Here is a 15153-nt window from a genome sequence, read left to right as displayed (position 1 = left end):
AGTACCAGCCGCTGTCCTGTTCGCGCAAGGCGCCGGCGTAGCCCAGTCGGCTGGTGCCGGGCTGGCTCTGGCCGTAGGCGCCGTAGACCGGGGTGTTCAGGCTGTCGTTGGCCTCAGTGGTTATCGAGCCCTGGGCATCGGTGCCCAGCAGCATCACTTCGCGCACTGCCGATGCAAGACGGCTTTCAGCCACCGGAACGTCACCGGCCCGCACCCAGCGGGTCTGGGTGTTTTCACCTACCTCGCAACTGAGTTGACCGCCGGTGTGGTAACGCCAGCGCGGGCCGGTAGAGTCTTCGGTCTTGATGATGTTGCCCGCCGGGCCGTAGTACCAACGACGCTGGCCTGTAGGCAGAGTTACCCCGATCAGTCGGCCCAGGGCATCGTAGTGCAGCGGATTACCGCGCTCGTCGCGTTTTAGATTGCCCAGCGCGTCGTACTCCAGGGTTACCGGTGCCGGGTAATCGCTTCGGCTGTGGCTGAGACTAAGCAGCTGGGTGAGATCGGCGGGGTTGTAGGTAAATGTACTGATATTGCTGGCGCTGGCGTCGGCAAAGACCGTTTCCAGACGCAGGACGTTGTCGAGGGCGTCGTACTGGAAGTGTTGCTCGCGGTAGGTTTTGCCGTGGGCATCTTCGGGCAACGACGGGCCTGCAAGGCGATGGGCAATCACCCGTCCGCGCAGGTCGTAGTCGAAGCTTTCACTCCGGACCAAAACACCGTCACGGGTCAGTTCACGCTGCGCAAGCTTGCCGTCTTTACGCCATTGCTGGGTCTGCACTTCTACATGCTGTGCATTCGACGTTCGGGTAGCCGTTTCACGACGGGCCGGGCGACCCAGGCTGTCATAGCCCAGGGTTACGGTCATGTCCCGCGAGCCATCGTTTGATTGGGTTCGCTGCTGATGAATCCGCGACGCTGCATCGTAAGTAATGCTGATGCTCACATCGGGACCTTGCTGCACGCTCAAACGCCCGAATTCATCGTACTGGCAGCGCTGTTCGGCACCGTCGGCATCGGTCAGCCGCGTTACTCTGCCCGCCGGGGAGGTGCTTTGCTGTTGCGAGCGCGGCTGATCACCTTGCCAGGCGTAGTCGGCTTTGCTCAGTTGGCCGGACGGGGACCAGTGATCTTTCTGTTGCCCAAGGTTGCCCCGGGACTCCAGCAAACGGCCATTTTTTGGATCGTAGGTGTTGAACACGCTGACCCCGGGAGCTTGCATCGACAGCAACGCACCACCCAGTTCCGGTTGGCGTTCGGTATGGACTTGAGTACCGTCAGGCAAGGTTTGGGTATGGGCGTGAATTTCTCCTTCGGCATATTCCCATTCAGATACACCCTGCCCGACCTTTTCCCACACCAGTCGGCCCAGACCGTCATATTTACGCTCGCCCAGCAGGACTTCATTACTGCCCAATGAAGGGTGGCTAATCGATACCGTAGCCGGCAATTCGCCGTCATAGCCTTCAGCGTAGGTGCGTTTAATGAGGGAGCCATCAGGCAGCGTGGTGGATACCAACCGGTCCCGCGCATCCCATTCTTGGCGGGTCTCCCGGCCCATGGCATCGAACTGGCTGACGCAACGGCCAAGGCCGTCATAGCTCCAGCGCAAGGTGTGTTGCAACTCCCCTTGGGCGCAAAATAATTGCTCGGTCAGCGGCTTGCCATCCAGGCTATGGGTGGTCACGGTTCTGGCCCCGGCCACGCCCTTGGCGTCGGTCTGCCAGCGGGTTCCGGTCAGGGCTACCGGGTCGGCCAGGGTGTGCTGGGTGATACCGTCTGCGCCGGTTTCAGTCAGCACATTGCCCCAGTCATCAAAGGTGCGTTCAGTGGTCAGGATCAGGGCAGGAACGTCTTCGTTACCCGGGTCGTAGCTGGTTTCACGGAACACCCGGCCCAGCACGTCATATTCGGCGGTCCAGGCGGTATAGGTCTCACCGCTGTCGGTCTGTTTTTCCCGGCGGATTTCCCTGGCCATACCATCGAGCCAGACAGTTTCCTTACGTCCGGAAGCGCCGATTCGGGTCTGGCAGCGCTGGTTCGCTGACAAGGAATAGGCCCAATTGACCTCAGCCTCGAACGCCGAATCCGGGGCCGCGACTTCCTGAGTTACACGGCCCAGAGCATCGTGGGCAAAGGCCATGCGCAGTTGCTCGTCGGTCTGCTCGGTGACCATCAGGCCGGAGTACAAATCCTGCGACGATTGCGCAACAGTTGACTGGCCATCGTGACCTGTAATCGTGACATTTTCCTGCAGGACTGCGCGCTCAAGAGAGCGGGCGTTTGGGGCTTGGGTCAGGCTGTAGCTGTAGGCCCGGGTAGTGCTTTTACCTTCTACCGTCTGGGTTTCGCTGAGCATGCGAGCGTGATGGGGCGAGGCCGGATCGTTAATGAAATTTTGCGTCGAGCGGCCCAGCTCGCCAAGTTTTTCACCGTCGACCAGCAGTAGCTGTTCCTCGCTGCTTTGCACAAAGGTAGGCAAGGCAAACGCCGGAGCATTCTGACGTACCGGCAGCGCCTGATAACGGTAGCGGGTCTGTTTGACCGGGCCTTCGGTACCGGGTGGCGGGCTGACCGTACGACTTTTCAGACGGGTGATGCGGCCCAGTGGGTCGGCCGGGCAGTTGTCGGTCTCGCCGCTCACCGGGTAGTACTCGGACTCTTCAACGGCCCCCAATGCATTGCGGTGCCACACCGGGTTGCCCAGCTCGTCGTAGCGGGTTTCTTCTTCGGTAACAAGCTCTCGCAACACCCGTTGGCCGTCCAGCTGCGCCTTGCGGGTAATGACCTTGTGCGGGAACTGGAAGTAAGGCAGTTGCCGGGCAATGGGCAACCACGGCTCGTCGTAATAGGTGGTTTCGGTTTCCTGCAGGGTCTGGCCCTGCAAGGTGCGTTCACGGGTCAGCAGGTGGAAGCGGTTAAAGGTGCGGCTGATGGTTTGCAGGGGTGTGCCCCTAGCATCCATCAGGGTTTCGGTGGAGCCATAAAGGAAATCCCCGGCACCGGTCAGGTGGTAGAGGTTGTCTTCGCGATTACGCCACTGACGCACTGCCGGCCAGCCAAAATAGTTGTTGCTGCCATACAGTCCATAGTCATAGCGAACCAGTTGCACCGGCTGGCCGTCCCCCGGGTCCTTGCGGGTCTGACTGACCACCGGCATCCGCGCAAACGGCGCCCCTGCAGGCAGGTTGAGGCCGTTGGCCTCGCTGTAAGTCACTTCCTCGGTGCTGCCGGTGGGCTGGGTGCATTTGTTCAGCAGCAACAGACCTGAATCACTGCGGGTGTATTCAAACTGCCAGCCATTATCGGGCAGGCCGTCCACCGTCACCCGGCGCAACTGCCCGGAGACCCGGTGAAAAGACATCACCACCTGTGCGGGGGTATCCGGCTGTAAGGTCAGATGGGTTGTCACGCCCTCGTAGGCCAGAGCCAGCACAGTGCGGCCTTGGGCATCACTGACTTTTTGCAGGTACGCCGCGTTGCCAACTGAACGCCAGTCAAAATTCAGGGCGCTGCCGTCGGCACCCACCAGGGTGCTGACCACCCACAGGCTGGCATGCCCCGGCAACGGCGCGAGTCGTTCACAAGTGCCGTCGTTATGCCGGACCCACATTTCCTGACGCTGAACGGTCACTGCGATTACCGGCAAACGCACATCCGGGAAACGCATGCTCTGGCCGACAATCTCACCGCGAAAGCGCTCGCCGGAATTGAGTTGCAGTTGCTGGCTGGTCCCATCCCAGGAGGTGGTGCCGAGCATCCAGCCCAGACCGAAGCCCTGATCTTCGGCCATCAGCGGACTATGGCTCAGGCGCAACTGGCTGATGGGCCCGCGCAAATCGTTGGCGGCGCCGGTGGGCAGGGTTATCGAGGCCGAGAACGCACCGGTGCGCGGATCGACGCCGGCACTGATGCTGCTCATAAAGTTGTAGGCCCCGGAATACACATCGCCGCTGCTGAGCAGGCTGGCGGCGGACTGGATATCGGGGGTGTGCTCAGATAAATCAGGCATGTTCGCTACTCCTTGGTTCGCTGAAAGGAGTCGCAAAATAGAATCTCTGACTTGAGGGTAACAATGAGCAAGGGCTGTAAGTGATGCCGCTACAGAAAGAAATGAGAGCCGGATCAGTTCCTCAACGACAGCAGAGTTCAGAACGCTGCACCCACACAAACTTTGAGAGTAATCCTATATAAGCACATTTCCTTACTCGCTAACTTACCAGGCTGCAGACTTGCTACATTGAACAGCAACCGTTCATTTATAGACTTGCCAATAACCCTATTGAAACTTGCCCATGGCATCCAATGAACGGCCACCTGCCACTCACCACAACTAAACAATGACCGATATATTACCTAGGGAGACGGGGATGGGCGGCATCATTTACAGGCATAAATTTGTTTTCATCAAGTCGATCAACCCTGCGGCGGAGCATGCCATTCTCTTCGCTCACGGAGGCATCAGACGCTCTCAGAAGGCCTATGCGACACCGGTGATTGTGCCTAAAGGAAGAAAACTGGTTTATTACGCCTACCACTCTGAAGATACAAACACCGACGTGGGGTGGCGCCTGCTATTGAATAACAGTACTTACAACCCCGCACGCGAACCTAAAAACATTAATCCTAAAGAATTCATCCACGCAGACAACACCACGTTTAACTACACACTGAGCAACGCATTCGAATCAGAGCTGGCATTACCCACTGCTCATCATGATGTGATCGGTGTCATCACAAGAACCTATATGCAAGAGGTTTTTGAAGCGATATCAATTTACCGGCCAGCCATTAAATATATTCACTGCATACATTGCAGGGCCGTTTACAGGCACCGTGGCAGTGAGCGACTGTATTTCGAACAACCTCAGATTTATGACGAGGTGGTTCGAAGTACTCAAACGCAAAAAGGGTATTACGACCGAGCCTGGGAGTACCTGTTCGGTTAATAAAAACCGATCGAAGGTTCTGCTGCCATGACCCGGACATGTATTTCTGCCAGAGCTGATTATTGACCCTGCGGTTTCAAGCGGGGGGACAGGCGCTTGGGAGCAGAGCGCAGGTGCTGTGGTGGTTAGCCCCAAACACCTGCCTGCCAACCGGCCCGGCAGTTGCACGCAACAGCGTAACGGGCAATCGAAATGCGGTTCCTAAACAATCAGGGACCGCAGCTCATTCTTCGCCACCTTGTTCGATGCATTGACCGGCAACGCCTCGTAGAACCTCACCATGCGCGGCACTTTGTAGTTGGCCATGTGTTCCCGGGCCCACAGAATCAAACCCGCTTCGTCCAGCCGCTGTTCATGGCGCAGCACCACACAGGCACAGCCCACTTCGCCCATGCGCTCGTCCGGCACGCCAATCACCGCCACCTGGGCGATGGCCGGGTGTTCGATCAGGCCCGCTTCAATTTCCGCCGGGTAGCAGTTGAAACCCCCGACGATAAACATGTCCTTGAGGCGATCGGTGATGCGCAAGTTGCCCGCAGTATCCAGCTGGCCAATGTCGCCGGTGTGCAACCAGCCTTCACTGTCGATGGTTTCGGCAGTGGCCCGGGGATCTTCAAAGTAACCCTGCATCACGTGAAAACCTCGCAGGCAGATTTCTCCGGTATCCCCCGCTGCCAGGGCCCGGTTTTGCGGATCACGGATGCTCACTTCGGTGCCGGCAATGGCCCGCCCGCTGGTGCTGGCAATGGTCTGCGCCGGGTCATCCGGGTTGCAAATGGTGGCCAGGCCGCCGCACTCGGTGAGGCCGTAGGCCGTGGTGACCACCGCAAAGCCCAGTTCGCGACGCATCCGTTCGATCAGGCTCGGGGCAATGGTCGCCGCCCCTGTGACGGCAATGCGCAAGCTCGAGAGGTCGGTTTGCGCCAGTTTGGGGTGCGCCAGCATCGACAGATACAGGGTCGGCGGCCCCGGCAGTACGTTGATATTCTCGGCCGCAATGCGCTGGAAGACGGCTTCGGCGTCAAACACCGGGTGCGGCAAAATGGTTGCCCCGGCCAGCAAGCACGTCAACCAGCCCGCCTTGTAGCCGAAAGCATGGAAAAACGGATTGATCACCAAATAACGGTCACCGGCCCGCAAACCAATCACCTTCACGTATTCGCTGAATGCCCGGATGTTCTGCCCGTGGGCACTCATTACCCCTTTGGGTTTACCGGTGGTGCCCGAGGTAAACAGCAGGTCGCTCAAATCATCGGCACTGACCCCGGCGGCCCGCTGCCTGGCGTCGGTTTCGCTGACGCCGGCCCCCGATGCCAGAAATTCATTCCAGGCCGGGGCATCTCCCAGCAGCACCAGCCCCTCAAGGCTGTCCGGGCGATGCGGGGCGAGCAAGGCCAAGTAGTCGGTGCCTAAAAACTTCGGCTGGACGAATAACAGCCGGCTGGAACTGCGCTGCAGAATATCCGCTGCCTCGTTGCCTTTCATCCGGGTGTTGACCGGCACCATTACCGCCCCTGCGCAATGAATGCCCAGTGCCGCAATGATCCAGTCCCGGCCATTGGGGGCCCAGATGGCCACCCGGTCACCCTTGCCGATGCCCCGGGCCATCAGGCTGCGGGTCACGGCCAGGGCCAGGCGCGGCAAATCGCGGTAGTCGGTGCACACGCCGTTTTCTTCAATGGCGGTACGTCCTGCGTGTTGCTGCGCGGCGCCAAGCAGTAACTCGGGAATAGTCGTAGGGCTGAAAGTCATCGATCACTCGTCCGGCTGATTATTCGGGGAAGCACACCCGCAGGTGTTCGCTGTTGGGCACGGACTGGCATGCCAGGACCCAGCCGTCATTGAGTTCCTGTTGGTCAAGGGCATCGTTGCGCAGCATCTCGACACTGCCCCGCTCCACGGTGCACATGCAGGTGGCGCAGGACCCCACCAGACAGGAACTGGGGGGTTTCAACCCGGCGCGCAGCATGGCATTGAGCACCGTTTCGCCTTCGGCGCAGGGCACTTCGAACTCCTCGCCATCCAGGCGCACCGAGAGCTGGCTGCCGATTACATCAGTGTTGACCGGGGCCGGGGCTGCGATGCTGCCCTCTTGCGGCAACGAAACAAAACGTTCGACGTGGATGCGCCCATGTTCCATACCAATGTCATGCAAAGCACTGACAGCGGCATCCATGAACGGCCCCGGACCACAGATAAAGGCCTGGGCATGCACAAACGGCCTGGCCATTTGCGCCAGTTGCGCAACCGAAGGAATCCCTTGTACCGAGTCCAGCCAGTGAATCACCTGCAGGCGCTGCGGGTAGGCGCTGGCCAGGGCCTTGAGTTCGTCGGCAAAAATCACCGAGGCCTCGTCGCGGTTGGCATAGATCAGCAGGACCCGACCGCTGCCGGCGATCAACGCCGAACGCAAAATCGACAGCACCGGGGTTACCCCGCTACCGCCGCCAAACAACAGGAAATCATCATCGAAATGGCGCGGCACAAAGACCCCGGCCGGAACCAGCACCTGCAGTTGGTCGCCTTCGCGCAACTGCTGGCATAACCAGTTGGAAGCGCGACCGTCACGCACCTGCTTGATCGTGACCCGCAGCGGTTCATCCACCAGCGGCGTGCTCGACAACGAATAGCAACGCGGCAACCAGCCGCCTTCAAACGGCACCCGCAGGGTCAGAAACTGGCCGCTCTTATAGGCAAACCGCTCGCGCAAGTCCTGGGGCACCTCAAACACCAGCGATCTGGAGTCCGCGGTTTCAGTGACGATTTGTGCCACGCGCAGAGAAATATAGGCAGGTGAATTCATATCAAATACTCATTACAAACTGGCCACTGTCGATCCGCAGTTCGATACCGTTGATTGCACGTGACTCGTCGCTGGCAAGAAACAGCACACTGGCAGCGACATCTTCAGGCAGGCACATGCGTCCCATGGGGTCGGCATCGATGGTCAGGCTCCAGGGGTCCAGGCCCGCCGGCAGGGTGGCCGTGGTCATGGGGGTGAGAATGCCGTCCGGGTGCAGGGAGTTGCAGCGGATGCGATATTTGCGACGCCGGCACATCACCGCCACGGTGCGCGACAGCGCTGCTACGGCACCTTTGGAGGCGCTATAGGCGGCGTAGTCATCACGCCCGGCCACACCGGCGATGGAGGACATATTGATGATCGAACCGCCGCCCCCCTGTTTCATCAGGCCAATGGCGGCGCGACACCCCAGAAATACGCTGTCGGAGTTGATCCGCTGCACCCGCTGCCAGTCGCTCAGGCTGGTGTTTTCAATGTCGCCCTTGAGCAGGATTCCGGCATTGTTGAACAAGATGTCCAGCTGGCCATGGCGCTGGCCAATGGTTTCGATGACCCGCGTCCACTGCGCTTCACAGGCCGCATCGTGCTCGATGAACAGCGCCTGGGGGCCGATTTCTTCAGCCAGGGCCAGGCCTGACGCCACATCGATATCACTGATCACCACGCGCGCGCCTTCGCGGGCCAGGAGCAGCGCGCTGGCCCTGCCCACGCCACTGGCGCCGCCAGTGATCAGGGCAACCTTGCCTTCAACTCGTGTGCTCATGCTGCAGTCCTTGTTGGATAGAAGTGCCGGTGGACGCCCGCTGGCCCGCCACCGGTTCATCGCGTTCGAGATCACTGCCAGCGGTGCTGGCCCGCCCTGCCCGGCGTCCCGAAAACACGCAGTCGGCAAGGGACAGGCCACTGATATACAGGTGTGAGGCCACGCCTATTGCGGTACGCCCGGCGCTGTACAACCCGGCAATCGGCTGGCTGTTGTCATCCAGCACCGCGCCCGTGTTTTCATCGACTTTAAGCCCGCCCAGGGTCAAGGCCCCCAGCGGAAATACCGGGTTGTCGACGCTGATATTGCAGGCGTAGAAGGGGCCTTTATCCAGCACCTGGCGACTGCCTTCAGACTTGCCGAAGGGGTCCGCCACTTCGCCCCGGGCAGCGGCGTTATACCCCCGCAGCGAGCTGCTCAATTCACCGGACTGCATGCCGCAGACCTGGGCCAGCCGGTCAGGGTTATCGCCCTTGCGCACCCGCAGCAGCATCAGGGCCAGTGCCGGCAGGCTCTGAAACCACCAGTAACCACCGAACAGGGCCTGGCGGATCGCCTGCTTGCGCAAGCGCGCATCCAGCACCAGCCATGCCTGACCGCCCTGCTCTTCGCACAACGGCTGGCCCAGGGTGGCGCCATAAACTTCCTCATTGCAGAAACGCTGCCCCTGGGCGTTGACCACAATCCCCTTGGGCCAGCAAAACGGCGGGTTGATAAAGCGCCAGGCCGATACCCGGCTCAGGCGTTCGCTTTTGCCCCCCACTGACTGTCCGAGGCGCAGGCCGCTACCATCGCAACCGGTGGCACCGACCTTGAAATTACGGCGGAATTTGGGGGCATGTTCACGGATCAAATCGCGATTGAAGATAAAACCGCCGGTGCTCAGAATCACTCCGCGCCGGGCCCGGACCAGCACAGGTTGCCCATGGTCACGTTCAAGGCGGCTGATCTTTTGCCGCAGGCGATCGCAATAACCGGGGGCAAAGTTTTGCCAGCGCTCGGCGCGGGCTGCCAGACGCGCATGTACACGGGCTTCGCGGGTGCCCTCGGGCAAACGCCAAAGCTCGGCACCCAGCACGCGCCCGTTGTCATCCACCACCAGGCGGCGCGCCGCCGATTGCAACAAGGGTTGTACCCCGGCGCGCAGGCAGGCGGCTTGCAAATGGCCATAGAGCACGGCACCGCATTGCCCCTTGCCAACGGTGCGATGCCCGCGGGGTGCCGCGGGGTGCTCGCCACTATGGGACGGCACCAGTTCGTTGCCGGAGTAATACAGAAAATAGCCATCGGCCGGATATGAGGTTTTGCCACCCGGTGGCAGGCTGTGGGCATAGCGTGCGCCATGGCTTTCGAGCCAGCGCAGGTTGTCGGCACTGTCATCGCAAAACTTGCGCAGGGTGTCGTCGCTGATCACGCCCCGGGTTTCGTGCTTGAGGTAGTCAAACATCGCTTGCGGGGTATCGCTGAACCCGGCGTCCTGCTGTTGGCGGGTACCGCCACCGGCATACACCACCCCGCCACTTTTGGCGCTGGCACCGCCGCCGGTAAAACGGTCGGCAACAATCACTTCAGCCCCCTGGCTGCGCGCTTCCAGCGCAGCACAGGCACCGGCGGCGCCCCAACCGATAACCAGGACATCGCAGCTGTAGTCCCAGCCCCGGCCATCCAGGCGGTCGGCCTGTAACGGGGCCAGGATTTTGGTATTGCTGCCGGAACGGGGCCGGCTCATGACAGCGCCTCGGCGATGGCGCCCGCCGCCACCGGTACGTTGCTGCTGGCAATATGGTTGGCGGCGATATAGCCAAAGGTCATGGCCGGGCCAAGGGTGCCGCCGGCACCGGGGTAGCTGGTACCCATGACCGAAGCGGAGCAGTTACCAATGGCATACAGGCCGCTGATGGGCTGGCCGTCTTCACGTACCACCTGGGCGTAGCGGTTGGTCAGCAATCCGCCCTTGGTGCCAATGTCTCCGGCATCCAGGCGCATGGCGTAATACGGACCTTTGCGCAGCGGCGCCAGGCACGGATTGGGCTTGATATTGCTGTCACCGTAGTAACGGTCAAACACATTGGCGCCGCGTTCGAAGTCAAGGTCGACACCGGTTTTCGCGTATTCATTGACCTTGTTTACGGTGCTGATCAAGCCGGCACCATCAACGCCAATCTGCAAGGCCAGTTGCTCAAGGCTGTCGGCCTTCCAGTACAGGGTATTGAGCCATTCTTTGCGCAGACGGCTGTCTGGCATCACCTGGGCCGGCATCAGCGGGCCCATGGCGTAATGGAAACGGAAATGGCCATCAAAGATCACCCATGACGGCACCGTGCGGCCGCCGGTTTTCTGGTTGTCCTTGTACATGGCATCAACGAATTCAAGATACGGCGCAGCTTCGTTCACAAAGCGATGGCCCAGGCTGTTGACCACAATGGCCCCCGGAAACGCACGCTCGGCAAACACGCCGCGGGGTTTTTCTTCACCGGGCACGGCAATGGTCGGCGCCCACCACGCCCAGTCCATCAACGCCGTGGCCGCGCCGATATTGAGCCCCGCTTCCAGTGCGGCACCGGTGTTGTTGCCCGGTGGCGTGGCACTCCAGCCGGCCTTGGTGGGTTGCGGCAGGAATTTTTCCCGCAGGGTCTGATTCTGCTCGAAACCGCCCGAGCCAAAGATCACCCCACGCCGGGCCTTGAGTTCGAGAATCTTGCCCCCCGTGGCGACCTTGATCCCGCAAACGCGATCACCGTCCAGCAGCACGTCCTGGAAATCGGTGTTGAGCCACAACGGCACATTGCGATCCATCAGCGAGCGACGCAGGGACGCCACCAGGGAACTGCCCAGTGCCGCACGACGGTCGTACTTGCTCTTGCGCCGCCACTTGAAGTCCATCTTGTAGCGAGCCATCAGCCTGAAGATCAGCCATTGCCAACCGAAGCTGCGGGCCATGGCCTTGTGTGCATCGCGGGCAGTCCAGGCAATACGCCCCATCAGCAGAGTCGAGGGCGAAGGCTTGCGCAGGTTGGGCAGTTCTTCTTCGAGCAAACTGGTGTCGAACAGCTCGGGGTCAAGGGTCCGCCCGCCCGGCAAGGCGCCGGGCAGTTGCGGGTAATAATCCGGATATTTGTCGGCCACGGCATAGCGCACCCGGCTATTGGCGGTGAGCTTTTTGATCATCGGCGCAGCGTTATCCAGATACGCCTGCAGGCGCACCGGATCGCCGTGTTCGCCGGTAGCGGCCTTGAGGTATTGCATTGACAGCTCAGCGCTGTCCCGCCCGCCGATGGCAGCGAAGTAATGGTTGTTCGGAATCCAGATACCGCCGCCGGAAATTGCCGAAGTACCGCCGTATTTGTCGCTCTTCTCGACAATCAGAACTGAAAGGCCCTGATCGGCAGCAAACAGGGCCGAGGTCATCGCCCCCGCACCGGAGCCGACCACGATTACGTCATAGCTGGACTGAGACTGAACTTGAGCCGTCATTATTGTTATGCCATCCGCTGAGGTCAGAAAGTCATTACTCGATCAAACAAAAGGGTCCGAGTTGGGTAAACCCAATTGCACCACGCCATAGCTGCGGCGATAGGCCGCCTCGTTGTTGGCGATATGCCCGCGCGCCTGATGCAGGTCGCGGAAATAACGGGCCACCGGGTTGGTGTTGTACAAACCCGAGGCTGCCATGCAACGCAGCAGGTCGCTGACCCGGTCGGCGCAGACATTGGTCACATGGGATGACTGGTAGCGATACAACAGGCGGGTTTCAACGTCCGGATACTCGCCTGCAGCAGCCAGCGCCATGAGGTGTGCGTAATTGCGCATCAGCACCAGCTTGAGCGAATCAACGGTGATGGTGGCCTCGGCGACTGCCGCCTGGGCTGCCGGGTCTTCGGCGGTTTTGGCGCCATGCTTGCCGATATGCGCAGCGGCGTTGGTCCGGAACTCGTTGATCGCCCCTTGCAATGCACCCAGCGCCGAGGTGGATACCGCGCGGGCAAATACCTGGGCAAACGGGATGGAGTACATCGGGTTGGTGTTGACCAGCCGTCCCGGGGTGGCTTCGATGCTGTAGTTGTTGGTGCGTTGCACCCGGTGTGCAGGGACAAAGGCATCTTCAACGATGATGTCGTGACTGCCGCTGCCGCGCAGGCCCAGTACGTCCCAGTTCTGTTCGATCCGATAGTCAGAAGCCGGGATCAGGAAGGTGCCGTGTTCGGTCGGTCCGGTTTCATCTTGCGGCACGATGCCGCCCAGCAGGCACCATTGCGCATGCTGGCTGCCACTGGAGAAACCCCAGCGCCCGCTGACCCGGTATCCGCCCTTGACCGGAGTCACTTTGGCCACAGGCATATAGGTCGAAGCCACCAGCGTGGAGCTGTCTTCGCCCCAGACATCGCGTTGTGCTTCTACCGGGTAACGCGCCAGTTGCCACGGGTGAACACCGACCACACCAAAGACCCAGGCAGTGGACATGCAGCCCTCGGCCAGGATCATCTGAATTTCAAAGAAGGTGCGCAGATCCACTTCATGACCGCCCCACATCTTCGGCTGCAGGGCACGAAACAAGCCGGCCTCCTGCATGTCGCGAACGGTATCGTCGGGCAGTTTGCAATCCTTGTCCGCCTGGGCTGAACGGCTTTTTAGCGCAGGTATCAGATTGCGCGCGCGTTCCAGCAGCTCAAGCTCTATCGGACTTTTCTCTCGTATCTGATCCATCCGTCTGTTCTCCGTCAGTCTCTCGCTGCGCGAATGCGCGGGCGCTGTATGACGAATAATCCGGCCTGGCGCGCTGCTGATCATCGTCAAAGCGGACTAGGCGTTACGCCACCAACCCCCGCAGGGGTTGAAGAACTGCGCGAGGCTGCGACCGATTGCGCAGCGATGGTGGACCCTGCCAGCCGGGGTTACCGATCGCAGCCTCGCGCTGCTTGTCAGCGACTACAGACACTGCAATGGGTTATCAAACAGTGGGCAATTTCGCCCACGGCCGGTCCTGCTCGATTTGTGCGCTCAGACGCAACAGCACGTCTTCGCCGCCCAATGGCCCGGTAAACATCATGCCGATCGGCAATCCGTTGTCGCTCATGCCCACCGGCAACGAGATCGCCGGCTGCCCGCTGACGTTGGCCAGTACGGTAAACGCCGCGCTGCCCATGGCGTTGTGGGCGTAGCTTTCCCAGGGCTGGTTGAGGCTGAGCAGGCCCAGTTCCGGGGTGAGGTTGGCGGTGACCGGCGACAGGATCACGTCGTAGGTGTCGAACTGCTGCTCCATGTAGCCACCAATGCTTTCAAACGACTGCCGGGCCCGGTACAGGCCCTCGCCCGTGACTTTCTTGCCATTGTCCAGCACCACCTGGGTGATGCGTTCAAAGTCATCGGCAGTGGCCGGCCGGCCCATCGCCTGTTCGCGGTCGTGAACCAGGGTCAGCAAGGCGTCGCCGATCACCGATCCGTGGGCTCCGAACAACTGGCGCGGGTCGATATTCAAACGCAACTCTTCAACGTTGTGCCCCATCGCGCTCAGGCGTCTGGCCGTATCGTCCAGCACCTTTGCAACTGCAGGGTCCAGGGGCGAACCGGTCAGTGAATCCCGTACCAGGCCGATGCGCAAACGCCCGGGGGCGGTGCGCAGCTCTTCGATATACGGGCGTACCAGCGGCTTTGCCCAGTACGGGCTGCCTGGCTCATGACCCTGACCGACATCCAGAAACAATGCCATGTCGCGGATATTGCGCGATACCACGTTGCCGACGCTGGCACCGAACCAGCCTTCATATTTGCCCGGGCCGCTGGGGGTACGGTAACGGGTGGGCTTGAGGCCAACCACACCGCAATAGGAGGCCGGAATACGGATCGAGCCGCCGCCGTCAGTGGCATGGGCCACCGGCACAATGCCGGCCGCCACTGCCGAAGCCGCACCACCGGAGGAGCCCCCTGCGCTTCTGCCCAGGTTCCACGGGTTGCGGGTTTGCCCCCAGAGCAGGGATTCGGTGGTGGTGGTAAGACCAAACTCCGGGCACGCGGTTTTGCCGAAGGGTACAGCGCCAGCCGCCTGATAGCGGGCAATCAGGGTGCTGGTTTGTGGCGCCGGCGGTGCATCCTTGAACAGACGGCAACCATTGGTGGTGCGGGTGCCTTCAAGGTAGGTGTTGAGGTCCTTGATCAGGATGGGCACGCCAGCCAGCGCGCCGGTGGCGGGTGCCCCTGCGGCGCGACGGGTCTGGAGCAGCGCCCGGGCGTACTCGTCGTGACGCATGTTGACCGCATTGACCTTGGGGTTGACCGCATCACAACGGGCCATGGCCGCAGCCAGCAGGTGCTCGGGAGTGAGCTCACCCTTTTGCACGGCCCGGGCCATGTCGGTGGCGTCCATCGCCAGATATTCGTTGGATGATACGGCGCTCGAACCCGCCGCACCGGCATAGCGGCCGAGCAGACCGGCGCCTGCGGCCAGGACACCGGCCTTGAGTACGTGGCGGCGTTGCCAGCCGGCCGGGGTCTGGGTGTCTTCTGGGGTAGCAGCAGGGATTGGCAAAATATCTCTCCGGATCACATCTTGTTGTTATGGGCAGGAGCAACCGCTCGACACTGGATTGCCCGCGATTGCGACACCCCGACCGGTCTGAACCGCCGGGTTGCCGGCATCGCGA

At 61.0% G+C, this 15153-nt stretch carries 9 protein-coding genes; 1 reads left to right on the top strand and 8 read right to left on the bottom strand.

The window, feature by feature from the left end; translation table 11 throughout:
- Positions 1 to 4012: RHS repeat domain-containing protein (locus JQ845_RS22590; RefSeq protein ID WP_203009493.1), on the bottom strand; the 4012-nt coding region annotated here is incomplete at its 3' end.
- Positions 4013 to 4370: 358 nt separating this feature from the next.
- Here JQ845_RS22590 and JQ845_RS22585 point away from each other — a divergent pair.
- Entirely contained in the window at positions 4371 to 4949 is a 579-nt protein-coding gene (locus tag JQ845_RS22585; protein WP_127195625.1) for a putative adhesin, read from the top strand.
- Between the two features lie 201 nt (positions 4950 to 5150).
- Here JQ845_RS22585 and JQ845_RS22580 read toward each other — a convergent pair whose 3' ends face one another.
- From JQ845_RS22580 to JQ845_RS22550, 7 genes are all read right to left on the bottom strand, one after another.
- Positions 5151 to 6701, bottom strand: coding sequence for a FadD3 family acyl-CoA ligase (locus JQ845_RS22580; RefSeq protein ID WP_127195626.1), 1551 nt, complete (start codon positions 6699 to 6701; stop codon positions 5151 to 5153).
- Between the two features lie 19 nt (positions 6702 to 6720).
- Entirely contained in the window at positions 6721 to 7752 is a 1032-nt protein-coding gene (locus tag JQ845_RS22575; RefSeq protein WP_203009492.1) for a ferredoxin--NADP reductase, read from the bottom strand.
- A gap of 1 nt (position 7753) precedes the next feature.
- Positions 7754 to 8515 (bottom strand): SDR family oxidoreductase, encoded by a 762-nt coding sequence (locus JQ845_RS22570; RefSeq protein WP_203009491.1) that lies wholly within the window; start codon positions 8513 to 8515, stop codon positions 7754 to 7756.
- Positions 8499 to 10244 carry an FAD-binding protein gene (locus JQ845_RS22565; protein WP_010657406.1) on the bottom strand — a complete coding sequence of 582 codons (1746 nt, stop codon included), beginning with the start codon at positions 10242 to 10244 and terminating at the stop codon, positions 8499 to 8501. The genes JQ845_RS22570 and JQ845_RS22565 overlap by 17 nt, the downstream gene beginning before the upstream one ends.
- Complete coding sequence (locus JQ845_RS22560; protein ID WP_203009490.1) at positions 10241 to 11989, bottom strand: FAD-binding protein; 1749 nt, start codon at positions 11987 to 11989, stop codon at positions 10241 to 10243. Before JQ845_RS22560 ends, JQ845_RS22565 begins: the two co-directional genes overlap by 4 nt.
- Before the next feature lie 42 nt (positions 11990 to 12031).
- Positions 12032 to 13219, bottom strand: a complete 1188-nt coding sequence (locus JQ845_RS22555; protein ID WP_003447746.1) for an acyl-CoA dehydrogenase family protein — start codon at positions 13217 to 13219, stop codon at positions 12032 to 12034.
- A 244-nt stretch (positions 13220 to 13463) separates the two neighbouring features.
- Positions 13464 to 15038 carry an amidase gene (locus tag JQ845_RS22550; protein WP_203009489.1) on the bottom strand — a complete coding sequence of 525 codons (1575 nt, stop codon included), beginning with the start codon at positions 15036 to 15038 and terminating at the stop codon, positions 13464 to 13466.
- Positions 15039 to 15153 lie beyond the last annotated feature (115 nt).

Source organism: Pseudomonas paraversuta, assembly GCF_904063065.1.
Classification (GTDB): Bacteria; Pseudomonadota; Gammaproteobacteria; order Pseudomonadales; family Pseudomonadaceae; genus Aquipseudomonas; species Aquipseudomonas paraversuta.
Note: the sequence above shows the minus strand (reverse complement) of the source record. Positions and strands in the feature narration are given on the sequence as shown.

Coding starts and splice junctions, on each gene's coding strand:
- JQ845_RS22585 (WP_127195625.1), top strand. CDS start 4,371: ATGGGCGGCATCATTTACAGGCATAAATTTGTTTTCATCAAGTCGATC.
- JQ845_RS22580 (WP_127195626.1), bottom strand. CDS start 6,701: ATGACTTTCAGCCCTACGACTATTCCCGAGTTACTGCTTGGCGCCGCG.
- JQ845_RS22575 (WP_203009492.1), bottom strand. CDS start 7,752: ATGAATTCACCTGCCTATATTTCTCTGCGCGTGGCACAAATCGTCACT.
- JQ845_RS22570 (WP_203009491.1), bottom strand. CDS start 8,515: ATGAGCACACGAGTTGAAGGCAAGGTTGCCCTGATCACTGGCGGCGCC.
- JQ845_RS22565 (WP_010657406.1), bottom strand. CDS start 10,244: ATGAGCCGGCCCCGTTCCGGCAGCAATACCAAAATCCTGGCCCCGTTA.
- JQ845_RS22560 (WP_203009490.1), bottom strand. CDS start 11,989: ATGACGGCTCAAGTTCAGTCTCAGTCCAGCTATGACGTAATCGTGGTC.
- JQ845_RS22555 (WP_003447746.1), bottom strand. CDS start 13,219: ATGGATCAGATACGAGAGAAAAGTCCGATAGAGCTTGAGCTGCTGGAA.